The organism is Micromonospora fulviviridis (assembly GCF_014648395.1).
In the GTDB taxonomy this organism is placed as follows: Bacteria; Actinomycetota; Actinomycetes; order Mycobacteriales; family Micromonosporaceae; genus Micromonospora; species Micromonospora fulviviridis.
In genome coordinates this window covers 524,405-547,282 of the sequence record NZ_BMRA01000002.1, presented here as the reverse complement: position 1 = coordinate 547,282, position 22,878 = coordinate 524,405, and the positions used below count along the sequence as shown (strand labels likewise).

Genomic DNA, 22,878 nt, shown 5'->3' with positions numbered 1-22,878 from the left:
TGATCACCATGGCTTGTTGCAATGGATTGGCAACAACGACCGTGCGCAAATAAGCTCAGCGGGTGGAAACCCTGGCGATGCACATCTCCAACGGGATCATCGACGGTCCCGTCGCCGCGGTGTTCGCGGCCCTCGCGCTGGCCGTGCTCACCTTCTGCGTGCTGCGTGGGCGCCGTGACCTCGACGACCGGCTGGCCCCGATGGCCGGCCTGGTGGCCGCGTTCATCTTCGCCGTGCAGATGCTCAACTTCCCGATCTTCACGGCCGGGGTCAGCGGCCACCTGCTCGGTGGCGCCCTCGCCGCGATGCTGGTCGGCCCGTGGGTCGGCGCGCTCTGCGTCGCCGTGGTGCTGGTCGTGCAGGCGCTGGTCTTCGGCGACGGCGGGGTGGCCATGCTCGGCCTCAACATCACCAACATGGCGCTGCTCGGCACCGCCGCCGCGTACGTGCTGATCGCGCTGCTGCTGCGGGTCCTCCCGCGCACCCCGACCGGGCTCGCCGTCACCGCCTTCGTCTCCGCGCTGGTCAGCGTCGTGGTGGCGTCCCAGGGCTTCGTGCTCCAGTACTGGCTCGGCGGCACCACCGACCTGGGCGGCAACCTCACCGGGCTGGCCGGCACGATGGCCGGCGTCCACCTGCTGATCGGCATCGGCGAGGGCCTGATCACCGCGACCACCGTGGTCACCGTCGCCAAGGTCCGCCCCGATCTGGTGTACGCCCTGCGCGCCCTGAAGCCGGCCGTGCCGGCTCCCGCCGTCCCGGTCGCCGGAGGTGCCCGATGAGCAAGCGTCCCTGGCCGTTCGTCCTCGGCGGCCTGCTGGTCGCCCTGCTGCTGGCCGGCGTGGTGAGCAACTACGCCTCGGCGCACCCGGACGGGCTCGACTCGTCGCTGCTCAAGGGCTGCACGGTGAACGCCGACGGCGAGATCACCGGCGGCAGCTGCCCGGCCCAGCAGGCGAAGGACCACGAGCTGGCCGACAGCCCGCTCGCCGACTACGGCGTGCGGGGGGTGAGCAACGGCTTCCTCTCCACCGGCCTGTCCGGCGTGCTGGGCGTGCTGCTCACCTTCGCCCTCGGCGGCGGCCTGTTCTGGCTGGCCCGCCGCCGCGGCCCGGCGACCGGCTCGGCCACCGTCCCGGGGACCGGAGCGACGGCCGGGCCGGCGAGCGACCAGGCCGGCCCCGGCAGCGGGCGCGCCGGCGACGAGCGTCCGGCGCGCGCCGCCGGCACCCGCTGAGCCCCCGATGGGTGCCGGTCACGCCCACGTGCTCTACCGCGAGTCGTCCTCCCGGGTGCACCGCCTCCCGCCGGAGGTGAAGATCGTCGCGATGGTGCTGTTCACCGTCGCGGTGGTCGCCACGCCCCGGGAGGCGTACTGGGCCTTCGGCGGCTACGCCCTGCTGGTCGGCGCCGTGGCGGCGCTGGCCCGGGTGGGGCCGCGCTGGCTGCTCGGCCGGGCGCTGATCGAGCTGCCGTTCGTGCTGTTCGCGTTCGCGCTGCCGTTCTTCGGCACCGGGGAGCGGGTCGAGGTGGCCGGGCTGAGCCTCTCCGTCGACGGGCTGCACGGCGCGTGGAACATCCTGGCCAAGGGCACGCTCGGCGTACTCGCGTCGCTCCTGCTGGCGGCGACCACGACGACGCGGGACCTCATCGTCGGCCTGGACCGGCTGCGCTGCCCGCAGATCCTCACCCAGATCGCCACCTTCATGCTGCGCTACCTCGACGTGCTGGTGGGGGAGGCCCGGCGGATGCGGGTGGCCCGGGTGTCCCGGGGCGACGACCCGCGCTTCCTCTGGCAGCTGCGCGGTTTCGCCGCCGGCGTGGGCGCGCTTTTCCTGCGTGCCTTCGAGCGGGGCGAGCGGGTCTACCTGGCCATGGTCTCCCGCGGCTACACCGGCCGGATGCCGGCGGTGTGGCAGGGCGCGGGCGCGGCCACCGCCGGCCAGTGGGCGGCCGCCGCGACGGTGCCGGTGATCGCGGCCTCCATCGCCGCCGTCGCGCTCGTCCTGACATGATCGGGTACGTGCAGCAGCCGCCCTCCCTGGACGTCCGTGGCGTCCGGTACGCGTACCCGGACGGTCACGTCGCCCTGCACGGGGTGGACCTGACCGTGCCGCGCGGCGACCGGGTGGCGCTGCTCGGGCCGAACGGCGCCGGCAAGACCACCCTGGTGCTGCACCTCAACGGCATCCTCACCCCGACCGAGGGGACGGTCAGCGTCGGCGGCCTGGCGGTGAGCCGGGACCGGGACACCCTGGCCGAGATCCGCCGCCGGGTGGGCATCGTCTTCCAGGACCCGGACGACCAGCTCTTCCTGCCCACCGTCGCCGAGGACGTGGCGTTCGGGCCGGCCAACCTGGGGCTGCGCGGGGCGGAGCTGGCTGCCCGGGTGGACGAGGCGCTCGCCGCCGTGGGGATGGGCGAGCACCGGGACCGGGCGCCGCACCACCTCTCCTTCGGGCAGCGCCGCCGGGTGGCGGTGGCCACCGTGCTCGCCATGCGCCCGGAGATCCTGGTGCTGGACGAGCCGTCGTCCAACCTCGATCCGGCCGCTCGCCGGGAGCTGGCGGAGATCCTGCGCGGCCTCCCGGTGACCCTGCTCATGGTCACGCACGACCTGCCGTACGCGGCGGAGCTCTGCGACCGCGCGGTGATCCTGGACGCGGGCCGCATCGTCGCCGACGCTCCCACGCTGGAGCTGCTCTCCGACGAGGCGCTGCTGGCGCAGCACCGCCTGGAGCTGCCGTACGGCTTCGCTCCCCGCCGCTCCTGACCCCGCGAACGTGCACTTCCGGCCCGCACGGGGCCGCAACCGCACGATCGCGAGAGGGGTCAGCGGACCGGGGCCGCCCTGGTGTGCAGGGCCGCTCGCGAGGCGGTGCGCAGGCGGAGCAGGCCGGCGGCCACCGCGCCGGCGCCCGCGGCCAGGGCCACGGTGACCAGCACGCGGGTGAGGCCGGGTGGGCCGGCCACCGGGGGCACCGAACGGGACAGGACGGCCACGTTCGCGATCCCGACGAACAGGGTCAGGCAGGCGCCCGCCAGTGCCAGCGCGAAGTCGGCGGCGGGGCGGCGGGCCAGGGCGTACCCGCCGGCGGCGAGCGCACCGAGCCCGGTGAGCAACGTCCACAGCTGACCGGTGAGCAGTTCGAGCAGCACCCCGCCGGCCCCGGCCGCGCCGGTGTCCACGGCCTTGCCGACGGTGAACGCCACGGCCGCCGCCCCGCCCAGGGCGAGCAGCGCGCCGACCCCGCGCAGCGCGCGGACACCGGTGGCGGTGCCGGCCGGGACCAGCCCGGCCGCGCCGATGACCAGGAAGCCGAGGGTGGCCGCCACCCACCAGGGGTACGCGTCCGGCGGCGGCACCCAGTCCAGGGTGCCGCGCACCTCGACCGTCGCGGTGCCGGCGCGAAGCGGCACCACCCAGTCGCGGACCCGCTGCTCACGGCCCGGGTCGGCGGCCACCTGGGCGGGCGGTTCCGACTCCAGCCAGAGGGTCCGCTGGTCGTGCCAGCGGGCGGTCGGGCCGTCGGAGATCCGCCGCCAGGCCGGCGCGGCCGCGGGGTCGGCCTCCGGCGGCAGCGGGGTGTCCCCGGCGAGGGTGCGGTTCAGGTAGGTGGCGGGGGAGCGGCTGTTCTCGTACACCCCGCCGGAGCCGATCCGCAGGTACGGCTCGCCGGAGTAGCCGAGTACCTCGATGTCGGCCCCGGTGCGGTTGGTCAGCTCCAGCCGGGCGCCGGCCTCGACCATCCGGGCGGTGAGCCCGGGCCGGGCGGGGCCGATCCCGGTGACCTCGGCCCGGTAGTCGGTGCCGGCCGGGGCGTCCCCGCCGTGCGCGGAGGCCGGAGTGGCGAGGGCGAGGAGCGCGGCGAGCGCGGCGGTGACCACCAGGCCGGCCCGCCGCAGCGGTGCGGGGATCACTTGCCGGCCGCCTCCACGGCCGCCCTGATCCCCTCCGGAGAGCGGTCCGCGACGTCCTTGCCGTTCACTCGGATGGTCGGTGTGCCGGTCACGCCGGACTTGCTGGCGTCGTCGGTGACGTGCTCGGTCCACCCCTTGTACTTGCCGTCGTTGACGCAGGAGCCGAAGTCGTCCCGGTTCAGCCCGACGCCGGCGCCGATGTCGATCAGCTCGTCGTCGCTGAGCCCGGCGCTGCCCTCGGCCGGTTGCCGGGCGAAGAGCTGGTCGGTGAACTCCTTGAACTTGCCGCCCTGCGCGGCGCAGCCCGCGGCGGCCGAGGAGCGGGTGGAGTACTCGGTGGTGGAGAAGCGGTTGAGGAAGGCCACCGGGTGGAAGTTCACCCGGATCTTGCCCTCGCTGATCAGCTGGTTGAGCGTCTCGCCGCTGGTCTGCTGGAACTGCTTGCAGACCGGGCAGAGGTAGTCCTCGTAGAGGTCGACGGTGACCGGGCCCTGGCCGAGGACGATGGCGGTGCCGGGCGGGTTGGCGCCGGGCGGGGTGGTGAAGGTCTCCGACTTCTGGCTGGAGTAGACCGCCCAGCCGATCAACCCGGCGATCACGAGCACCGCCACTGCGGCGACGGAGGTCCAGATCGTACGGGTGCGCCGCTTCTCCCGGGCGATCTGGGCGCGGACCACCTGGGCCGCGTTCTTCCGCCCCTTGCGACTACTCATCGACGTCCTCCACGGGTGCTTCGCCCGCCAGCCAGCCGTCCACCGAGAACGGGGTGCGGGGCCAGATCAGCAGGAATCCGGCCAGTACCAGGAATCCCAGGTCCCGGAGGATCTCCGGGAGGTAGCTCGGGGCCTGGCCGGCGGCGAGCTGCCCGCCGCTGCCGAAGCACCCGCAGTCGATGGCCAGGCCGCGGGACCAGGCCGAGGCGATGCCGGTGACGAAGACCAGCAGCAGCGCCGCGGAGACGCCCGCGACCACCCGCGTGGCCAGCCCGACCAGCAGGAGCACGCCGAGCGCCAGCTCGACGAAGGGCAGCGCGGCGCCGATCACGGTGGCCAGGTCGTACGGCATCACCTGGTAGGCGTTGACGGCCCGCCCGGAGGCGGCCAGGTCGTCGACCTTCGCGCCACCGGCGAGCAACCAGACGGCGGCCAGGCCGAGGCGGGCCGCGATGCCGAGCCAGGGCCGGACGGCGGGCCGGCGGGCGGCCCGGGTACGGGATGCGGTCACGGTCGTTGGACGGCCCGTCTCCGACGAAAGTTCCACGATCAACCCGCCAGCGCGTCGCCGACGGCAGCGACCAGCTCGTCGCGGGCCCGGGCCACCCGGGAGCGGATGGTGCCCACCGGCACCCCCTCCACCGCGGCGGCCTCGGCGTACGACAGGCCGAGCAGCTGGGTGAGCACGAACGCGGAGCGCCGTTCGGCGGGGAGCCGGCGGACCAGGTCGGTGGCGCCGAGCTGCCCGGCGGGGTCCGGGTACGGCCGGTCGGCGGCCGCGTGCGCGGCGAGCCGCTGGTCCAGCCGCCGGCGGCGGACCACGGTGCGCAGGTGGTCGGCGCAGGCCCGCCGGGCGATGCCGAGCAGCCAGGTCCGCGCGGTGGACCGCCCTTCGAAGCCGGGCAGCGCCCGGAACGCCCGCAGGTACGTCTCCTGGGTGAGGTCGTCCGCGCTGTCCGGGTCGACCAGGGCGGCGGCGAAGCGCCACACCTCGGCCTGGGTGGCCCGGACGAAGGCGGCCTGGGCGGCCGGGTCGCCGTCGCGGGCGGCCAGCGCGCAGTCGGTCGCGGCGTCCCGCGCAGCCTCGTGGGCCGCCGCGGGGCGGCCGGCGGAGGTGTCGCGCGGGGCGGGGATCACGACAGACGAGGTTACGCGGCGTACGGGTGCCCGACAGGGTCCTTCGGCCCATTCCGTGGTCCGGCCCACGCCGGGAACTTTTCCCGCCGGCCCGCCGACTACCTTCTCGTGAACTGCGACGACGTGCGTGCGGCGCGCTCCGTCCGGCCGGCCGGGGCGGCCCCGCAGGCCCCGCCGGTGGGCCATCCCGCCCGGCCGGTCCGCGCCGGGCGGCCGTCCATGGCGCCGGGACGCGGATGAGGTCGGGTCGCCGGGCGCCGCACGGTTCGGGAAGCATGACGGTCATGACTGCTGCCGTACGCCGCCGCCCCGTGGCCGGCGCCGACCGTCGCCGGGTCGCCCGGCTGGGGGCCGCCGCCGGACTGCTGGTCACCCTCGTCGCCCTCCTGCTGGCCCCGGCCACCCCGGCCAGCGCCCATGCGGTGCTGGTGAGCAGCAGCCCCGCCGCCTCGGCCGTGGTGCCCAGCGCGCCCGCCGAGGTGGTGATCACCTTCAGCGAGGGGGTCCGGAAGGTCCCCGACAAGATCCGGGTGATCGCGCCCGACGGCTCCCGGGCCGACCGGGGTGAGCCCACCTTCAAGGGCTCGGTGGTCACCATCCCGGTGGACCCGTCCGGCGCGCGCGGCACCTACCTGGTCAGCTACCGGGTGATCTCGGCCGACAGCCACCCGGTCTCCGGGGCGTTCACCTACTCGGTCGGCGCGCCGTCCACGCCACCGACCGACACCGGCACGGACACCCGGGCGAACCCGGTGGTGGGCAACGCCGTCAAGGTGGCCAAGTACCTGGGCTACGCCGGGCTGCTGCTGCTCGTCGGCCCGGCCCTGGTGCTGGCCGCGCTCTGGCCGCGCCGGCTGTCCCGGCGCGGCCCCGCCCGGCTGGCCTGGTCGGGGCTGGGCCTGCTGGCCGTGGCCACCCTCGCCGAGCTGTGGCTCCAGGTGCCCTACACCAACGGCGGCGGCCTGTTCGACGTCTCCGGCTCCGGCTTCGGCGACGTGCTGGGCAGCACGTACGGCACCGCCCACCTGGTCCGGCTCGGCCTGCTCGCCGCGGCGGCGTTCCTGCTCCGCCCGCTCTTCGCCGGCCCGGTCGGCCGCACCGACGGGCTCATCCTGGCCATCCTGGGCGGGGCGGCGCTGTTCACCTGGCCCCTCGCCGGGCACCCGGCCGCGTCGCCCGCGCCCGCCGTGTCGGTGGTGGTGGACGCCGTGCACCTGGGCAGCATGGCCGTCTGGCTGGGCGGCCTCGTGATGCTCGCGGTCTTCCTGCTGCGCCGGGCCGACGAGCGGGAGCTGGACGCGATCCTGCCGATCTGGTCCCGCTGGGCGGCGCTGGCCGTGGCCGCGCTGCTGCTCGCCGGCACCGTGCAGGGGCTGATCGAGGTGGCGACCCCGAAGGCGCTTGTCGACACCACGTACGGGCGGCTGCTGCTCGCCAAGATCGTGCTGTTCGCGCTGGTGATCGGGGTGGCGGCGTACTCCCGGGCGCTGGTCCGGCGGCGCACCGCCGCGGGGTGCCCGGGGTCGATGCGGCGGGCGGTGCTGGCCGAGCTGGCGATCACCGCGGTGGTGCTGGGCGTCTCGGCGACGCTCGTGCAGACCACCCCGGCCCGGACCGCCTCGGCCGACGTGGCCGGCACCCCGGCCGGCTACTTCTCCACCACGCTGAGCAGCCCGATCTACTCGCTCCAGGTCGAGCTGGATCCGGCCGAGACCGGCAACAACTCGCTGCACCTCTACGCGTACACGAAGGACAACCGGCCCCAGCCGGTGCAGGAGTGGAAGGCCACCGCCGCGCTGCCCTCGGCCGGCATCGAGCCGATCACGATCCCGCTGCTGCCGCTGACCGACAACCACGCCACCGGTGAGATCAGCCTCCCGGCGGCGGGGCAGTGGCAGCTGCGCTTCACCGTCCGTACGTCCGAGATCGACCAGGCCACGGTGACCGCCACCGTGCCCGTCAAGTAACGGAAGGCTCGCCCACATGATCCGTCTCCGGCGTCCCGCAACCGCCGCCGCGCTCACCCTCGCCGCCGTGGCCACGGCCGTGCTCGGCCTGGCCGGGCCGGCTTCGGCGCACGTCACCGTCAACCCGAAGGAGGCCACGCAGGGCGGCTACGGCCGCTTCGCCTTCCGGGTGCCGAACGAGAGCGACACGGCGTCGACCACCAAGGTCGAGGTGAACCTGCCGGAGAACGCCCCGGTCGGCTCGGTCTCCACCATGCCGGTGCCCGGCTGGACGGTGGCGGTGGAGAAGCGCAAGGTCGACCCGCCGATCGAGGTGCACGGCAGCCAGCTCACCGAGGCCGTCTCCAAGCTCACCTGGACGGCGGCGCCGAACGGCGGGGTCAAGCCGGGCGAGTTCCAGGAGTTCCCGGTGTCGATGGGCCCGCTGCCGCAGGCGGACCGGATGGTGTTCAAGGTGCTCCAGACCTACTCGGACGGCAACGTCTCCCGCTGGATCGAGGAGCCCACCCCGGGCGGGGAGGAGCCGGAGAACCCGGCCCCGGTGCTCACCCTCACCGCCGCCTCGGCGTCCGCGTCGCCGGCCGCGAGCGCCCCGGCGGCCGCCGCGGACGACGACGATGACGACGCCGACACCGGCGCGGCCACCGCGTTCGGTGTGGCCGGTCTGGTCGCCGGCCTGGCCGGCCTGGTCCTCGGCGGGCTGGCCTTCCTGCGTACCCGCCGGGAGACCGCCGCGAAGTCCTGACCTGCGCCCGCCCGCCGGTCCGTCGACCGTTCCGCGTCGCGGCGTGGCGCCAGACACGCCGAGCCGGAATGGTCGCCCGGATCTTCCGGCGGGCCGGCGGCCCTTCCGCGGTCCTTCAGGTGCTTGCCGTGGATATCCGGCGATTGTGCGGTCGCCGTCGGTAAGGTCGGCGGGTACTTCGCTACCGAGGGGGACGACGCGAATGCGTTTCGTGCGCACGATCGCCGGCATGCTGCTGTTGACCGTGGGAATTCCGGCTCTGCTGGCGGGCACCGGGCTCTGGCTCGCCGCTCGGCACGCCGACCCGGACGGCGGCTTCGCCGCCCGCTTCGAGACGGTCCGCACCCCCGCCCGCGCGGTCGTGGTGTCCGACGTGGACGCGCTGCTCCGCGCCGAGGCGCCGGTCGCCCGGGCCGGTCAGGCCCGGCTGCGGCTCACCGCGCGGACCGCCGACGGCCCGGCCTTCCTCGGCCTCGCCCCGACCGACCAGGTGCGGCGGTGGCTGGCCGACGTCCCGCACGCCACCGTGCGCCGGGTCGCCCTGTCCCGCGGGTCGCTGCCGGTCCGCCTCGACCCGGCCACCGCCGGCACCGCCGCCGCCGTCCCGCTCGGCGCGGACTTCTGGGTACGCGAGGGGATCGGCGCCCTGGAGTGGAGCCCGGCCGAGTTGGCCGACCGGTCGCTCAGCCTGGTGGTGATGCGGCCGGACGGGCGGGCCGACCTGGCCCTGGACCTGCGCGCCGAGCTGCGCGCCGGCTGGTTCCCGGGGGTGGCCTGGGCGCTGCTGGCCGGCGGGACGCTGCTGGTGGTCCTCGCCGTGGTGCTGCTGCTGCGTCCGGCCCGCCCGCGCGAGGTGGTCTTCGTCGTCGAGCCGGACCAGGTTCCCGTGCTGGCCGGGCGGCTGGGGGTCAGCTCGCTCAGCGGGCTGGGCCAGCGGTCGGAGCCGTCCACCCTGCCCGACCGGCAACTGGTCTCCGTCGGCTCGGCGCCCGCCGAGCGGTCCCGCGCGGCGATCGGCCCGGTGCCGACCCGGCGGTCGGTGAGCCTGGCCGACCTGCCGGCCGACACGGACTGGTCGTGGCCCCCGGTGACCGCCGCGGAGACGCCCCGGCCGGTCCGGCCGGCCACGCCGGTCGACGAGTGACACCCGCCCCACACGGCGGGTGGCCCTCCGCGCTGCCGACGCGGAGGGCCACCGTCACCGGGGGAATTCGGTGCTACCTGGGAGAAACCTGAGGTAGTTGGGACCAGATTAGCGCCGAACGCCGCTTGTCGCGAGTTCTGTCCAGTTAGTGCAAGTTTCCGGCCGCGGCGTCGGCCCGCTCCGGCGCCGGCCGGCGGGTGGGCAGCACGACCAGCAGCAGCAGGCTGAGCAGCACGTACGCGTTGCGGGTGACGAACTCGCCGGGGTTGTCGGTGCGCGCCGGGGCGACGCCCCAGTCCTGGAAGGTGACCACCCCGTAGACGATCACGAAGCCGGTGCCGACGGCGAGGACGAGCAGCCGGCGCCGCCGGCGGGCGCCCGCCACCGTGCCCCGGTCGGCGTCCAGCGCCGCGTCGACCAGCACCACCGCCGCCGGGATGAACCAGTACAGGTGGTGGGTCCAGGTGATCGGGCTGACCAGCCCGCCAACCAGGCCGGTCAGGGTGAGGCCGGCCAGCGCGTCCCCGGCCCGCGCGGCACGGGCGGCCCGCCACAGCCCGTACCCGGCGACCAGCAGCGCCAGCAGCAGCCACGGGAGCTGGCTGGGCTTGTCCGGCGCGGTGATGCGGCTGAGCAGGCCGAACAGGGACTGGTTGCCGGTGTAGTCGGTCCGGCCCACCCGGTCGGTCGCCCACAACTCGTGGGTCCAGAACCGCCACGAGTCGCCGGGCGCGACCGCGGCCGCGAGCAGCGTGGCCAACGCCGCGGTCACCGAGGCCACCGCCGCCGCCCGCCAGCGCCGGGTGGCCAGCAGGTAGAGCACGAAGATGCCGGGGAAGAGCTTGAGCGCCGTCGCCAGCCCGACGCCCACGCCGGCCCAGCGCCGCCCCTGCGGTACGCCGAACAGCAGGTCGCCCAGGATCAGCACCACCAGCAGCATGTTGATCTGCCCGAAGGTGAGCGTCTCCCGGGTGCTCTCGACGGCCAGGACCAGCAGCACGGCGACCGTGACCGTGAACAGCCTCGGCAGGTCGTGCCGCCGGATGACGGGCAGCACCAGCCAGCGGGTGGTCACCACCACGCCGACCACGGTCAGCACCGTGAAGATCGCGATGGTGGCGCCGAGCGGCAGCAGCGCGAACGGCCGCAGCAGCAGCGCCGCGAACGGGGGATAGGTGAAGTAGAGCGCGCCCTGCACCCGGTCCGGCTGGACGTAGTCGTAGAGCGGGTTGCCGGCCGCCCACCAGTCCATCGCCCGCATGTAGATCTTGAGGTCGAAGAAGTTGTGCACCAGGCCCGGCAGGTAGAGCGCCGGCAGCACCGCCGCGAGCGCCACCACCGTGACCAGCCGACGAGCCGTACGGCCGCCCGGATCGTCATCGGTGACGGCGGGTGGTGCGACGGGTTCGGCTGGCACGGGGAAACCCTAGCGGTCCACCTGGGCGAGGGTGCTTCAGGCGCGGGCGGGTCGGCGGCGCGTAGTCTGTCCCGGTGGCTGATCTTCTCGTCTGGATCGACTGTGAGATGACCGGGTTGGACCTCGGGCGGGACGCGCTGATCGAGGTCGCCGCGCTCGTCACCGACCCCGACCTGAACGTGCTGGGAGAGGGTGTCGACGTGGTCATCCACGCCGACGAGGCGGCGCTGGAGGCGATGCCGGAGATCGTGCGCACCATGCACGCCAAGTCCGGCCTCACCGAGGAGGTACGCCGCTCCACGGTCACCCTGGCCGAGGCCGAGGACATGGTGCTCGACTACGTCGCCAGCCACGTGAAGGACCCGCGGACCGCCCCGCTCTGCGGCAACTCCATCGCCACCGACCGGGGCTTCATCGCCCGCGACATGCCCCGGCTCGACGCCCACCTGCACTACCGGATGATCGACGTCTCCTCGATCAAGGAACTCTGCCGGCGCTGGTACCCGCGGGTGTACTTCGGCCAGCCGCAGAAGGGGCTGGCCCACCGGGCGCTGGCCGACATCCGGGAGAGCATCCGCGAGCTGGAGTACTACCGGCGGACCGTCTTCGTGCCGCTGCCCGGCCCGGACGTGGAGAGCGCCAAGGCGATCGCCGCCCAGCTCTGAGCCCCGCCGGGCGGGCCGGCCCGAACCCGGTGGACGGGGCCGGCAGGGGTGTGGCTATTATTAGTCCGCGCACCGCCCGGGTCGACCGGCGCGGAGAGCATGGTGGCTGTAGCTCAGTTGGCAGAGCACCGGGTTGTGGTCCCGGTTGTCGTGGGTTCAATTCCCATCAGTCACCCCAGATGATCGAAGCCCCCTCCTCCGGGAGGGGGCTTCGATCGTTTTCCGGTCCCCGCAACGGCGAGCGGCCCCCTCCGGGTGGAGGAGGCCGCTCGGTGCCGTCGATCAGGGGGTCGGTTCGACGCTCGGCTCGTCCGCGCTCGGGCTGGTGTCGTCGCCCGGCTCGGCCGGCGGCTCGTACGGCACGGCGCTGCCCTTCACGTACTCGTCCCAGCTCATGTTCCAGTCGGTCCAGCCGTTGCCGTTCTGGAGCCTGCGCTCGGTGCCCTTCACCGTGATCGGGTCGCCGATCCGGGTGTTGGCGAAGAGCCAGTTGCCGTCCTTCATCGAGACGTTCACGCAGCCGTGCGAGACGTTCGTCCTGCCCTGCACGCCCTCGGACCAGGGCGCGGCGTGGATGAACTCGCCGCCCCAGGTGAGCCGCTGGGCGTAGTCGATCTCGGTGCGGTAGCCCTCCTCCGGGCCCAGCTCCTCCATGGTGTCGAAGACCGTGTGGCGGAGCTTCTCGATCACCACCATGGTGCCGCTGGACGACGGGGTGGTCTTCTTGCCGAGGCTCACGAGGATCGTCTTGATCACCTTGCCGTCCCTGGTGACCGTCATCTTCTTGGTGCGGTTGTCGACGGTCATCACGAACGACGGGCCGATCTTGATGTCGACGGTCAGGTCGGAACGCCCGTACCAGCCGTCGCCGAGCGGCAGCCCACCCGCCTGGACCTTGTAGGTCACCGTGCTGTTGGCCTTCCAGAACTCCTTCGGCCGGTAGCGCACCTCGGTCGGGCTCACCCAGTGCCAGATGCCCTCCTGGGCGGGCTTGGCGGTGACCGTCATCCGGCGCTGCAGGTCGTCGCGGTAGTCCTCCGGGATGGCCCGGCCGAACTTGACGATCAGCGGCATGGCCACCCCGACGACCTGGTTGTCGCCCAGGAAGCTGGTGACCCGGATCTGCTTGCCCGGCTTGGCCATGGTGGAGAAGGTGCTGGTCGCGGTGGCCGCCTTGCCGTCGTCGCCCGTCGCGGTCACCGTCGCGGTGTAGGTCTCGCCGTAGTCCAGCGCGCCGTCCGGCAGCCAGCTCTTCCCGTCCTTCGCGAGCTGGCCCTCGACGGCCTTGCCGGCGGAGTCCTTCAGCTCGACGGTGGTCTCCTGCGCGTCCTTCGTCGTGAAGGTGACGGCCGTGGAGGCCGGCACGTCCTTGGCGTCGGCCGCGGGCTCGGTGATGGTGGCCGCCGCCTTCGGGCCCTTCTCCCCACCCCCCTGCCAGCTCGACGGCTTGTCGTCGCCGCCGCCACTGGTGCAGCCGGTCAGGGCCATGGCGGCGGCGAGCACCGCGGCCGCGAACACGCGGCGTCGCCCGCCGCGCCGGGCGGTGCCGCCCCGGATCAGCTCGTCCTGGCTAGCTCGCATGTTTCCCTCACAGTCGTGGTCCCGGGTCCCATCGTCCCCTACAGACGCACCGGAACGGTTACCCGTTGCCGGACGTGAACCGAAACACCCCGCCCGTGATGTAACGATTCCGATATCGTGCGGCGCTTTGTCGAGCGGAGTGATCCCTCCGCCACCCGGCGGTACGCGGGCGAACGGCCACCGACGATGACGCGTCCGCCCACGTTACGCCTGCTCAGAAGGGCGATCCCTGGCCGCCCTTCGGCACCGGCAGGGCGCTGCCCTCGACGAACTCCGACCAGCTCATGCTCCAGGCCGTCCAGCCGTTGCCCGGCTCCAGCCGGCGCTCGGTGCCCCGCACCGTGATCGGGTCGCCGACAAGCGTCTTGCCGAAGAGCCACCGGCCGTTCGCCATCGAGACGTTGACGCAGCCGTGCGAGACGTTCGCCCTGCCCTGCACCCCCTCGGACCAGGGCGCCGCATGGATGTACTCGCCGCCCCAGGTGATCCGCTGCGCAAAGTCGATCTTGGTGACGTACTGGTTGTCGGGGTCCGGCTCGTCCCGGGTGTCGAAGACCGTGGACTCCTTCTTCTCCATCACCACCATGGTGCCGCTGGAGGAGGGGGTGCTCTTCTTGCCGAGGCTCACCGGGAGGGTGCGGACCACCGCGCCGTTCTCGTAGACCGTCATCTGCTTGGTCGCGTTGTCGACCTTCATCTCGAACGCGCGGCCGATCTTGGCGGTGGCGCTCCGGTCGACGTTGCCGTAGCGGCCGTTGCTCAGCGGGATCCCGGCCAGCGCCAGCCGGACAGTGATCGTGGTGCCCGGCTTCCAGTACTCCGGCGCCCGGTAGTAGGCCTGCGTGCCGTTGTAGAGCCAGTGCCAGGCGCCCGGCTGCGGCGGGTCGGTCTGCACGAACATCCGCTTCTGCACCGCGGCGCGGTCCTTCTTCGGGATGCCCGGCGAGAACTCGGCGACCACCGGCATCGCCACCCCGTACGTCTTGCCGCTGAACATGTAGAGCCCGGAGCCGATCATCGACTTCGGCTTGGCCATCGTGGTGAAGCTGCTGGTGCCCTGCCGGGCCTGACCGTCCGTGCCGGTGCCGGTGACCGTGGCGGTGTACCGGGTCCCGTACTTCAGCGGGGCCGACGGCACCCACGACGAGCCGTCCCGGCGCAGCCGGCCGGCGACGGTGGCGCCGTCGGCGGCGGTGAGGACGACCTTCGACACCGTGCCGCCACCGGGGATCCGCGCGCTGATCTCGGTGCTGACCGGCCGCTTGTCGGACCCGTCGGCCGGGCTGACCGCCAGCGCCGGCAGGGCGGACTGGCTCGGGTCGCCCGTCGTGCCCGGCGACGTGGTCGGGACCGCGTCGCCCTGCTGCGCGCCGGCCACGAACGCCGGCTTCTTCTGGTCGTTGCCACACCCCGTCAGTGCCAGCGACGCCGTGAGGACCAGGACGCCCACCACCGCCCCCGTCCGCGCGAACCTGCCCATCCCCACCTCTGTTCTCGCGTGCCTGGCGGACATCGTGCCGCATGAGGGCCCGCGCCCTGCGCCCCTCGATCCGAGAGCTGCGAAGTTTGTGGGCTTTCGCCGGTTAAGCTCGACCGAAGGGTGGAGCCCGGTATCGGATTGGAACCCGGGTCTGGGGGCGTGCTAAGGTTCTTCCCGTTGTCAGCGAGCGCCGCTAGCTCAACTGGCAGAGCAGCGGACTCTTAATCCGCGGGTTCGGGGTTCGAGTCCCTGGCGGCGCACGACAAGCGAAGCTCAGGCCCGGTGCGATCGCACCGGGCCTGAGCTTTTTCGCACGCCACCGGCTCCCGCCCGGCCGGTGACCAGAATGAGGGCATGCGAGCCGCCTACATCGAGCGCCCCGGGCCGGCCACCGAGATCCGGTACGGCGAACTGCCGGCGCCGCGCCCCGGGCCGACCGACGCGCTGGTCGACGTGCTCGCCACCACGGTCAACCCCGTCGACACCTTCGTCCGCTCCGGGGCGTACCCCACGGCCATGCCGCTGCCGTTCGTGGTCGGCCGTGACCTGGTCGGTCGGGTGGCCGAGGCGGGTCCCGGCGTTCCCGGCCTCCGCGCCGGCGACCTGGTCTGGTGCAACAGCCTCGGGTACGACGGCCGGCAGGGCGCCGCCGCCGAGCAGGCCGTCGTGCCGGCGGACCGGCTCTACCGGCTGCCCGACGGGGTCGACCCGGCGACCGCGGTCACCGTGCTGCATCCGACCGCCACGGCGTACCTGGCGCTGTTCGTGCACGGCCGGCTCCGACCGGGGGAGACCGTGGTGGTCGAGGGCGCCGCGGGCAACGTCGGGGCGGCGCTCGTCACCCTCGCCGCGGCGGCGGACGCCCGGGTGGTGGCCACCGCGTCAGCGGCCGACGCCGGCTACTGCCGCCGGCTCGGCGCCGCGGAGGTCCTCGACTACCGGGACCCGGGCCTGCTGAGCCGGCTGCGGTCGGTGTGCCCCGACGGCATGGACATGTACCTGGACACCTCCGGTCGCAACGAACTTGAGTCGATCGTCGACCTGCTGGCGCTGCGCGGGCGGATCGTGCTGCTGGCCGGCCTCCGCTCCCGACCGGTGCTGCCGGCCGGGTCGCTCTACCTGAACGACCGCACCATCACCGGGTTCGTGATCTCCCACGCCACCGCTTCTGAGCTGGCCGAGGCCGCGGGCGCGGTGAACCGGCTGCTCACCGCCGGTCGGGTGGCCCCGCGCGAGGTCGTGCCGCTGCCGTTGTCGGCGGTCGGCGAGGCGCACCGGATGCTGGAGCAGGGGGAGCTGCGCGGCCGGCGGGTGGTGATCCGGCCGTAGCCGCCGGCCCTCTGCGGGAACGGTGGCCGCCCCTGGAAGGGGGCCGTCTGGCGGCGTGTTACCGTTCCTGCCGTTGCCAGCGAGCGCCGCTAGCTCAACTGGCAGAGCAGCGGACTCTTAATCCGCGGGTTCGGGGTTCGAGTCCCTGGCGGCGCACGGTTGGGTCAGGCCCGGTCCTCCCTCGGATCGGGCCTGACGCTTTTCCGGCACCCGCCCCGCCGCACTCGCCGGCCCATCCAGGAACCGAGCCCCCTGTCGGCCGCCGCCAGCGCCGACCTTGGGGCGAATGTCCGTTTCCACCCTAGCCCCGACGGCTGAGTGGAACGCCATGTCTGTCTCCGGGGCCGGGATACCTACATGGCGTTCCACCGGCGGTGCGCGGGGCTGTTGGGTCGAACGTCATGGGTGTCTCGGAGGTCCGGAAACCTCCATGGCGCTCCATCGACGGGGCGCGGGGGCCGTGGGTGGAACGTCATGGGTGTCACCGAGGTCCGGATACACCCATGACGTTCCACCGACCGGGCCGGCGTGGGCGGGGTGTCCGGTTCGTCGGGTGGTCGGCGGCACCCGGGTGGCGGAATTGCGGGCGGGTGCGCGTCGTTGTATCCGGGTGAACGACCGAGGAAAGGCACCCCGCGAGGCGGGGTGGCCGGGCCCGGAATGATGGTGGGCCGCCGGTCGTTGTACATGGTCCCGGCGCGACGAAGAGGCTTTGCCCCGCGCACCGGATGATCCCCCGAGACTTTTGAGCGCCTGACGGTGCTTGCGCACACCACCACACCCGGCCGACCCCCATCGGCTTGTGTGTGCGCCGACCCCCGAATGGAGCTTTCCCATGAACACGATGCTGCGTAAGAGCGTGCTCGGTATTGCTGGTCTGGCCTTCACCGGCGGCGTCTTCGCCGGTCCGGTCGCCGCCCACGCCGACGCCGGCCCCGTCGAGGGCAAGCCCGTCGCCGTGGCCGTGCAGGCCGACAAGCCGGACACCGCGAAGCTGATCCCGCACGGTGTGCAGGGCGCCCAGTCGAAGATCACCCTGAACGACGAGCAGACCGCCAACGCCAAGGCGATCATCGCTGCGACGAAGAAGGCGGGTCTGCCGGAGCGGGCCGCGGTCATCTCGATCGCCACGAGCCTGCAGGAGTCGAAGCTGGAGAACCTGGGCCACCTCGGCGACAAGAACGATCATGACTCGCTGGGTCTGTTCCAGCAGCGCCCGTCCAGTGGTTGGGGCACGCCGGAGCAGATCACCGACCCGGAGTACTCGACGCTGGCGTTCCTGAAGGGTCTGAAGCAGGTTGATGGTTGGCAGGACATGCCGCTGACCGAGGCCGCCCAGACCGTGCAGGTGTCGGCCTACCCGGACGCCTACGCGCAGTGGGAGCAGCAGGCCGCCGACATCGTCGCCCACAACTGGAACAGCTGAGCCAAACGCTGGCCGGCACCCCGAGGGGGTGCCGGCCAGCGGCGTCTCTGTCCGTGGTGAGGTGCCGGCCACAGTGGAGCGACAGGTCCGCTATGGGTCATTTGCCGGGCACCGACGGCCGAAGAACGTCGGTAGGGTCTTGCGGTCATCCTGAATACGGGGGTTTTCGCATGACCGCACGTTTCGCCGCCCGCCTCGCCCTGGGGGCCTCGGTCCTCGCCGCCGGCGTCACCGCCCTGCCGTCCGCCGGGCACGCCGCTCCGGCCCCGGACAGCGCCACTCTGGCCGCCGTCACCGAGCGGGATCCGGCCACCGGGCTCAACAGGAAGTACCCGGTCAAGGCGGGCGAGGTGGTACCCGCCGCGCTCGGCGTGACCAACCTCGGCGACGCCCCGGTGTCGGGCCTGGTGGTTCAGATCCGGGTGCTCGACGACCTGGACCTCGCCGTGAAGCACGACAACTGCTGGTACGTGGTGGACAGCAACCTGGAGGCCGCCTGGTGCGAGTTCGACAGCGAGCTGGCCGCGAAGCAGACCCTGGCGATCGTCGGTGACGTGGTGACCGTCAAGGCAGACGCGCGGCCCGACAAGGTCACCTCGATCGTCTTCCACTGGTACAGCAAGCAGTGGGTCGACGCCCAGGGCGGTGTCCAGCAGCTCGCCGACGGCGACGCCGGCCAGGGCACCAAGGCCGTACGCGGCACCGAGGCGGCCCTGACGCTGGCCGAGCGGGAGCTGCCGCTGCCGGAGACGCCGCGGCCGATCAACTTCGCGTACGCCCAGTTGGTCACGCCGCCGACCACCCAGCCCACCCCGACCGCGACGCCGACCGCGACCCCGACGGGCGGCGCCGTGCCGACGGCCGTACCCACCGGCACCGCGGGTGCGCCCGGTGATGGCGGCACGGGCGGCGGCGGTGGCCTGCCGGTGACCGGCACCAACGTCGGCGTCCTGGCCGGGGCCGGCGGGGCGCTGCTGCTGCTCGGCGGGGGCGGTTATCTGATCGCCCGGCGCCGCCGCACCCGCTTCGTCGCCTGACGGCACGCCGCACCGCGCCCCGGCCCGCTCCCCGCGGGCCGGGGCGCTGTGTCATGTCCGGTGGAGATCGTCAACCGATGGTTGACGCGCGAGGAGCGTCAACCTATGGTTGACGCATGGAGGAGACAGAGCCGCTGAAGATGAACCACCCGGTACGCCTCGACGAGCTGATCGAGGGCATCAAGAAGGCGCACACGGACGCGCTGGACCAGCTCGCCGGCGCCGTCCTGGTCGCCGATCACCTGGGCGACGTGGCCGACCACCTGATCGGGCACTTCGTCGACCAGGCCCGCCGGTCCGGGGCCTCCTGGACGGAGATCGGCCGCAGCATGGGGGTCACCAAGCAGGCCGCCCAGAAGCGGTCCGCCGCGAAGGCCGAGACGGCCGCCGCGCTCGACCCGAACGCCGGCTTCGGCCGGTTCACCCCGCGTGCCCGCAACGTGGTGCTGAGTTCCCAGGAGGAGGCGCGCGCCGCCGGCAACGCCGAGATCACGCCGGGGCACGTCGCCCTCGGCCTGCTCGCCGAGCCGGAGGGCCTGGCCGCCGCGCTGATCGTGGCTCGCGGCGTACCCCTGGAGCGGCTGCGGGAGGTGGTCAGCGCGACCCTGCCGGCGAAGGCCGACCAGGTGCCGGACCTGATTCCCTACGACGCGCGGGCCAAGAAGGTCCTGGAGCTGACCTTCCGGGAGGCGCTGCGACTGGGCCACAACTACGTCGGCACCGAGCACATCCTGCTCGCCCTGCTCGAGGAGGAGGGCGGCGACGGCGTGCTCACCGGCCTCGGGCTGGAGAAGGCGGCGCTGGAGTCCGCGGTCGAGGGCGCCCTGGCCGAGATCGCCCGCAAGCGGGCCTGACCCGCGCCGGCCGGGCACGCGCCACGGGGGCGCGTGCCCGGCGTGCGTCAGGCGGTGGGGAAGCCGTAGCGGGCCGCGTGCTCCGGGTCGGCCGGGTCGACCTGGCGGATCCCCGCGTCGGCGAGGCGCTTGTTCACCTCGTCGAGCCGGTCGCGAACCAGTCGGGCCTCCTCCTCGGTGACCCGGCCGCGGTGCGGCTTGCCGGCGTGCTCGATGGTGCCGTAGTCGATCTTCTCGGCGCCGCGCCGGGCCTTGGGCGGCTTCACCCGCTCGGCGGTACGCAGCAGTTGCGCCATCGGCACGTCGGTGGCCATCGCGTCGAACTCGCTGGCGGTCAGCACCACCCGGCGCGGCTCGCCCCCGCCGTGCTTGTCGTGGATCTCCACGACGGCGACGTCCAGCGCGGCGTCGTCGATGCTCTCCACCTCGACCGGGGTGGCGTCCAGTTGCACGGGCCCGGCGACCAGGTCCGGGTGCTCCAGCACGACGACCTTGACCACCTCGTCGTCGGGGCCCAGCACCTGGCCGGTGAAGTCGGAGACGTGGATCGTCTTCTTGCCCATGCGCGGAGCTTCTCCTGTGGTAGGCCGTATTCGGACCACAAGACGCTACAGGACACCTGTGCGAAAGCTCGGTGCGGAGCGCCCGGGCGTGTCAGCGGGCGGTGAGGCCGCGGCGGGTGGAGGCGCCGGCTGGCAGCGCGTTCAGTTCGGCCCAGGAGAACGACCCGCGCCGCGCCCCCCGGTAGTCGGCCTGCGCCGGGAACCGCCCGGCGGCCTCGACGGCCTGCCAGCGCTGCTCGGCGTCCTGCTGGTACCGGTCATTCGGCTGATTCGGCATGACCATTACCGTCCCAGAGAAACTTGTACATGTATGGAAATGAATATGACGCCGGATCGATGCGTCAGGTTCCCGTGGCCGGCAGTCGGACCACGAACCGGCAGCCGTCGGTGATGTTCTGGACATCTACCCGCCCGCCGTGCGCCTCAATCAGCCCGCGCACGATGGCCAGCCCCAGCCCGCCGGAACCGCCGTCGTCGGCCGCGCGCGGCGTCCGCGCCGGCTCGCCCCGGAACGCCACGTCGAACACCCGGGGCAGGTCGCGCTCCGGGATCCCGCCGCAGGTGTCCGCGACGGCCAGCCAGGCGGTGTCGGCGTCCCGGCCGGCGTCCACCCGGACGGTGCCGTCCTCCGGGGTGTAGCGGATCGCGTTGAGCAGCAGGTTCCCCACCACCCGGGCCAGCTCCGGCTCGCTCGCGGTCACGGTCGGCCAGCCCGACTCCGGGGCGAGCAGCCGGATCCGGCGCGCGGCGGCCAGCGGCGCCGTGCCGGCCAGCGCGTCGGAGACCACGTCACCGAGCGGCACGGCGGACAGCGACAGCCGCAGCGCGCCCGCGTTGATCCGGGACAGCTCGAACAGGTCGTCGACCAGCCGGGTCATCCGGTCGGTCTCCACCCGGATCCGGCGGTGGTACTCCGCCACCGTCGCCGGATCGCCCACCACCCCGTCCTCCAGCGCCTCGGCCATCGCCCGCAGCCCGGCGAGCGGGGTGCGCAGGTCGTGCGAGACCCAGGCGACCAGGTCGCGGCGCCCCTTCTCGATCCGGCGCTCCCGCTCCCGCGCCTGGTCGGCCCAGACGGCGGCGGCGGCCAGCCGGCGACCGAACAGCCAGCCGACGGCGAGGCTCACCACCGCGGCGGCGGACACCGTGGTCAGCACCACCTCGAGGTCGTGCGGGGAGAGGAACATCGCCTCGGCGACCACCGCCACCCCGGCCGCCACGGCGCCGACCGTCATGGCGAGCAGCACCGAGATGTGCACGGTGATCGACCGGCCGCGCAGCGACCGCAGCGCCACCGCGCCGGCCAGCCCGACGGCCAGCGCCGCGACCAGGGCCGCCCCGAAGATCAGCGCGAGGTCACGCATCGGCCGGCTCGTACCGGTAGCCGACGCCCCAGACGGTGACGATCCGGCGGGGGTCGGCCGGGTCGGCCTCGATCTTCTCCCGCAGCCGTCGTACGTGCACGGTCACCGTCGACTGGTCGCCGAAGCGCCACCCCCAGACCCGCTCCAGCAGCTCGGCCCGGCGGAACGCCCGCGCCGGGTGCCGCATCAGGTGCGCCAGCAGGTCGAACTCGCGCAGGGTCAGGGTCAGCTCCCGGCCGTGCAGCCGGGCCACCCGGGGGCCGGTCGCCACCTCCAGGCCGCCGTCGGTGAGCAGTTCCGGGGGTACGCCGGCCGGGTCGCCGCCGGCCCGGCGCAGCACCGAGCGGACCCGCAGCACCAGTTCGCGGGGCGAGAACGGCTTGCTCAGGTAGTCGTCGGCGCCCAGTTGCAGGCCCAGGATCCGGTCGGCCTCGTCGCCGCGGGCCGTGAGCATGACGATGGGTACGCCGTCCGGCCGCTCCCGCAGCCGCCGGCAGACCTCCAGCCCGTCCAGCACCGGCAGCATGAGGTCGAGCACCACCAGCTGGGGCGGCTGCCGCGCCACGGCGGCCAGCGCGGCGGCACCGTCGCCGACGTGCTCGACCTCGTAGCCGGCGTGCTCCAGGTAGCGGCAGACCACGTCGGCGACCGTCCGGTCGTCGTCGACCATCAGCACCCGTTGCGCCACGGCGCACCTCCCCGTACCCGGAGGTCAGCGTAGCCACGGGCGAGTAGTCGATCTATTGCCGAGTTCTTACGGCGCCGGGCGGGTGGATCCGGCGCGCCGGACCGGCGCGGCGGGCGTACGGTGATCACGTGCTCGACCGGCGATTGTTCCTGCACCTGGCGACCTGGTTGGGGCAGTGGCCGGCCGGTCCCGGGCTGCACGTGGTCCGGTCGCACCGGCGGGCCCGGCCGGCCTGGGACGGCCGGCTGCGCCCGGCCATCGCGGTCGCCTCCCCGGAGTGCGCGCTCCTGTCGGTGCCGCCGGACCGGGCCGCCGCGGTCCGGGATCTGGTCCGGGAGCGGCCCGGCGCACGTCTGCTGCCCGCCCTTCCGGCGGCGGTCGGCGCGCCGGAGTTCGCCACCCACGCCGGGCTGTTCCGGTGGAGCACCGCTCCGGCGCCGCTGCCGGACGTCGGCGAGTGGGTCGCGCCCACCACGCCGGGGCTGCCGCCGTGGCTGCGGCTGTTCGACCGGGAGGTGCTGGTGGTCCGGGACGCCGACGGGGCGTACCAGGCCGGCGCGGGGATCAAGCGGCACGACGCGTACGGGCACGAGCTGGCGGTGGGCACGGCGCCGGCGGCGCGGGGGCGCGGGCTGGCCCGGCGGCTGGTCGCCCAGGCGGCCCGGCGGGTGCTGGACGAGGGAGCGGTCCCCACCTACCTGCACAACCACGACAACCACGCCTCGGCGCGGGTGGCCGAGGCGGCCGGCTTCCCGGACCGGGGCTGGACCTCGTACGGGGTCTTCCCGCACTGAGGCGGGCGCGGACCGTGGATCCCGGGCCGGATCCACGGTCCGCGGCCTCTCCC

General features: G+C 73.7%; 24 protein-coding genes and 3 tRNA genes. 16 read left to right on the top strand and 11 right to left on the bottom strand.

Going from position 1 to position 22,878, the window contains the following annotated elements; genetic code table 11:
- Positions 1-62 precede the first annotated feature (62 nt).
- The 4 genes from IEY96_RS07530 to IEY96_RS07515 are packed head-to-tail and all read left to right on the top strand — an operon-like array spanning position 63 to position 2,773.
- The gene (locus tag IEY96_RS07530; protein WP_189194053.1) at positions 63-782 is read left to right on the top strand and encodes an energy-coupling factor ABC transporter permease; all 720 of its coding nucleotides are present in this window, start codon (positions 63-65) and stop codon (positions 780-782) included.
- Positions 779-1,237, top strand: a complete 459-nt coding sequence (locus IEY96_RS07525; protein ID WP_189194052.1) for a PDGLE domain-containing protein — start codon at positions 779-781, stop codon at positions 1,235-1,237. The genes IEY96_RS07530 and IEY96_RS07525 overlap by 4 nt, the downstream gene beginning before the upstream one ends.
- Before the next feature lie 7 nt (positions 1,238-1,244).
- Complete coding sequence (cbiQ, locus tag IEY96_RS07520) at positions 1,245-2,015, top strand: cobalt ECF transporter T component CbiQ (RefSeq protein ID WP_189194051.1); 771 nt, start codon at positions 1,245-1,247, stop codon at positions 2,013-2,015.
- Positions 2,012-2,773, top strand: coding sequence for an energy-coupling factor ABC transporter ATP-binding protein (locus tag IEY96_RS07515; RefSeq protein WP_189194050.1), 762 nt, complete (start codon positions 2,012-2,014; stop codon positions 2,771-2,773). Before cbiQ ends, IEY96_RS07515 begins: the two co-directional genes overlap by 4 nt.
- Before the next feature lie 59 nt (positions 2,774-2,832).
- Here IEY96_RS07515 and IEY96_RS07510 read toward each other — a convergent pair whose 3' ends face one another.
- Genes IEY96_RS07510 through IEY96_RS07495 form a run of 4 tightly spaced genes read right to left on the bottom strand, consistent with a single transcriptional unit; the run spans position 2,833 to position 5,771 of the window.
- A complete protein-coding gene (locus IEY96_RS07510) occupies positions 2,833-3,921 on the bottom strand; it encodes a hypothetical protein (protein WP_444543425.1) in 1,089 nt (362 codons plus the stop codon).
- Positions 3,918-4,634 carry a DsbA family protein gene (locus IEY96_RS07505; RefSeq protein WP_189194049.1) on the bottom strand — a complete coding sequence of 239 codons (717 nt, stop codon included), beginning with the start codon at positions 4,632-4,634 and terminating at the stop codon, positions 3,918-3,920. Before IEY96_RS07505 ends, IEY96_RS07510 begins: the two co-directional genes overlap by 4 nt.
- Positions 4,627-5,145, bottom strand: a complete 519-nt coding sequence (locus tag IEY96_RS07500; protein ID WP_229791428.1) for a MauE/DoxX family redox-associated membrane protein — start codon at positions 5,143-5,145, stop codon at positions 4,627-4,629. The genes IEY96_RS07505 and IEY96_RS07500 overlap by 8 nt, the downstream gene beginning before the upstream one ends.
- Before the next feature lie 38 nt (positions 5,146-5,183).
- Positions 5,184-5,771: a sigma-70 family RNA polymerase sigma factor gene (locus IEY96_RS07495; protein ID WP_107079070.1), complete on the bottom strand. Its 588-nt coding sequence runs from the start codon at positions 5,769-5,771 to the stop codon at positions 5,184-5,186.
- Positions 5,772-6,055: 284 nt separating this feature from the next.
- On the opposite strand from IEY96_RS07495, the gene IEY96_RS07490 reads away from it, so the two are divergent.
- The 3 genes from IEY96_RS07490 (at position 6,056) to IEY96_RS33330 (ending at position 9,627) form a co-directional block, all read left to right on the top strand.
- Positions 6,056-7,738: a copper resistance CopC/CopD family protein gene (locus IEY96_RS07490; RefSeq protein ID WP_189194047.1), complete on the top strand. Its 1,683-nt coding sequence runs from the start codon at positions 6,056-6,058 to the stop codon at positions 7,736-7,738.
- A 16-nt stretch (positions 7,739-7,754) separates the two neighbouring features.
- Entirely contained in the window at positions 7,755-8,483 is a 729-nt protein-coding gene (locus IEY96_RS07485) for a YcnI family copper-binding membrane protein (RefSeq protein WP_189194046.1), read from the top strand.
- A 202-nt stretch (positions 8,484-8,685) separates the two neighbouring features.
- Entirely contained in the window at positions 8,686-9,627 is a 942-nt protein-coding gene (locus IEY96_RS33330; RefSeq protein WP_189194045.1) for a hypothetical protein, read from the top strand.
- 145 nt (positions 9,628-9,772) lie between these two features.
- On the opposite strand, the gene IEY96_RS07475 is transcribed toward IEY96_RS33330, so the two are convergent.
- Entirely contained in the window at positions 9,773-11,044 is a 1,272-nt protein-coding gene (locus IEY96_RS07475; protein WP_189194044.1) for a glycosyltransferase 87 family protein, read from the bottom strand.
- Positions 11,045-11,118: 74 nt separating this feature from the next.
- Here IEY96_RS07475 and orn point away from each other — a divergent pair, with 74 nt between their 5' ends.
- Both orn and IEY96_RS07465 read left to right on the top strand, forming a co-directional pair.
- The gene (orn, locus tag IEY96_RS07470) at positions 11,119-11,709 is read left to right on the top strand and encodes an oligoribonuclease (RefSeq protein ID WP_189194043.1); all 591 of its coding nucleotides are present in this window, start codon (positions 11,119-11,121) and stop codon (positions 11,707-11,709) included.
- A gap of 102 nt (positions 11,710-11,811) precedes the next feature.
- Positions 11,812-11,887, top strand: a tRNA-His gene (locus IEY96_RS07465).
- A gap of 104 nt (positions 11,888-11,991) precedes the next feature.
- Here the strand turns inward: IEY96_RS07465 and IEY96_RS07460 are convergent.
- Together IEY96_RS07460 and IEY96_RS07455 are read right to left on the bottom strand one after the other, a co-directional pair.
- Positions 11,992-13,290, bottom strand: coding sequence for a L,D-transpeptidase (locus IEY96_RS07460; protein ID WP_189194042.1), 1,299 nt, complete (start codon positions 13,288-13,290; stop codon positions 11,992-11,994).
- A 214-nt stretch (positions 13,291-13,504) separates the two neighbouring features.
- Positions 13,505-14,770, bottom strand: a complete 1,266-nt coding sequence (locus IEY96_RS07455; RefSeq protein WP_189194041.1) for a L,D-transpeptidase — start codon at positions 14,768-14,770, stop codon at positions 13,505-13,507.
- A 187-nt stretch (positions 14,771-14,957) separates the two neighbouring features.
- On the opposite strand from IEY96_RS07455, the gene IEY96_RS07450 reads away from it, so the two are divergent.
- The 6 genes from IEY96_RS07450 to IEY96_RS07425 all read left to right on the top strand — a co-directional run bounded on the left by IEY96_RS07450 (position 14,958) and on the right by IEY96_RS07425 (position 19,416).
- Positions 14,958-15,030 (top strand) — tRNA-Lys (locus IEY96_RS07450).
- A 94-nt stretch (positions 15,031-15,124) separates the two neighbouring features.
- Positions 15,125-16,099, top strand: a complete 975-nt coding sequence (locus IEY96_RS07445; RefSeq protein ID WP_189194040.1) for an NADPH:quinone reductase — start codon at positions 15,125-15,127, stop codon at positions 16,097-16,099.
- Positions 16,100-16,182: 83 nt separating this feature from the next.
- A tRNA-Lys gene (locus IEY96_RS07440) sits at positions 16,183-16,255 on the top strand.
- A 679-nt stretch (positions 16,256-16,934) separates the two neighbouring features.
- The gene (locus IEY96_RS07435; protein ID WP_189194039.1) at positions 16,935-17,525 is read left to right on the top strand and encodes a hypothetical protein; all 591 of its coding nucleotides are present in this window, start codon (positions 16,935-16,937) and stop codon (positions 17,523-17,525) included.
- A gap of 170 nt (positions 17,526-17,695) precedes the next feature.
- Positions 17,696-18,562 carry an LPXTG cell wall anchor domain-containing protein gene (locus IEY96_RS32525; protein WP_229791427.1) on the top strand — a complete coding sequence of 289 codons (867 nt, stop codon included), beginning with the start codon at positions 17,696-17,698 and terminating at the stop codon, positions 18,560-18,562.
- Positions 18,563-18,678: 116 nt separating this feature from the next.
- Complete coding sequence (locus tag IEY96_RS07425; protein WP_189194038.1) at positions 18,679-19,416, top strand: Clp protease N-terminal domain-containing protein; 738 nt, start codon at positions 18,679-18,681, stop codon at positions 19,414-19,416.
- 47 nt (positions 19,417-19,463) lie between these two features.
- Here IEY96_RS07425 and IEY96_RS07420 read toward each other — a convergent pair whose 3' ends face one another.
- The 4 genes from IEY96_RS07420 to IEY96_RS07405 form a co-directional block, all read right to left on the bottom strand.
- Positions 19,464-19,979 (bottom strand): hypothetical protein, encoded by a 516-nt coding sequence (locus IEY96_RS07420; protein ID WP_148427109.1) that lies wholly within the window; start codon positions 19,977-19,979, stop codon positions 19,464-19,466.
- A gap of 91 nt (positions 19,980-20,070) precedes the next feature.
- Entirely contained in the window at positions 20,071-20,256 is a 186-nt protein-coding gene (locus IEY96_RS07415) for a DNA repair protein (RefSeq protein WP_189194037.1), read from the bottom strand.
- A 64-nt stretch (positions 20,257-20,320) separates the two neighbouring features.
- The gene (locus IEY96_RS07410; protein WP_189194036.1) at positions 20,321-21,343 is read right to left on the bottom strand and encodes a sensor histidine kinase; all 1,023 of its coding nucleotides are present in this window, start codon (positions 21,341-21,343) and stop codon (positions 20,321-20,323) included.
- The gene (locus IEY96_RS07405) at positions 21,336-22,031 is read right to left on the bottom strand and encodes a response regulator transcription factor (RefSeq protein ID WP_229791426.1); all 696 of its coding nucleotides are present in this window, start codon (positions 22,029-22,031) and stop codon (positions 21,336-21,338) included. Before IEY96_RS07405 ends, IEY96_RS07410 begins: the two co-directional genes overlap by 8 nt.
- Before the next feature lie 128 nt (positions 22,032-22,159).
- On the opposite strand from IEY96_RS07405, the gene IEY96_RS07400 reads away from it, so the two are divergent.
- Positions 22,160-22,825: a GNAT family N-acetyltransferase gene (locus IEY96_RS07400; RefSeq protein WP_189194035.1), complete on the top strand. Its 666-nt coding sequence runs from the start codon at positions 22,160-22,162 to the stop codon at positions 22,823-22,825.
- Positions 22,826-22,878: the final 53 nt, after the last annotated feature.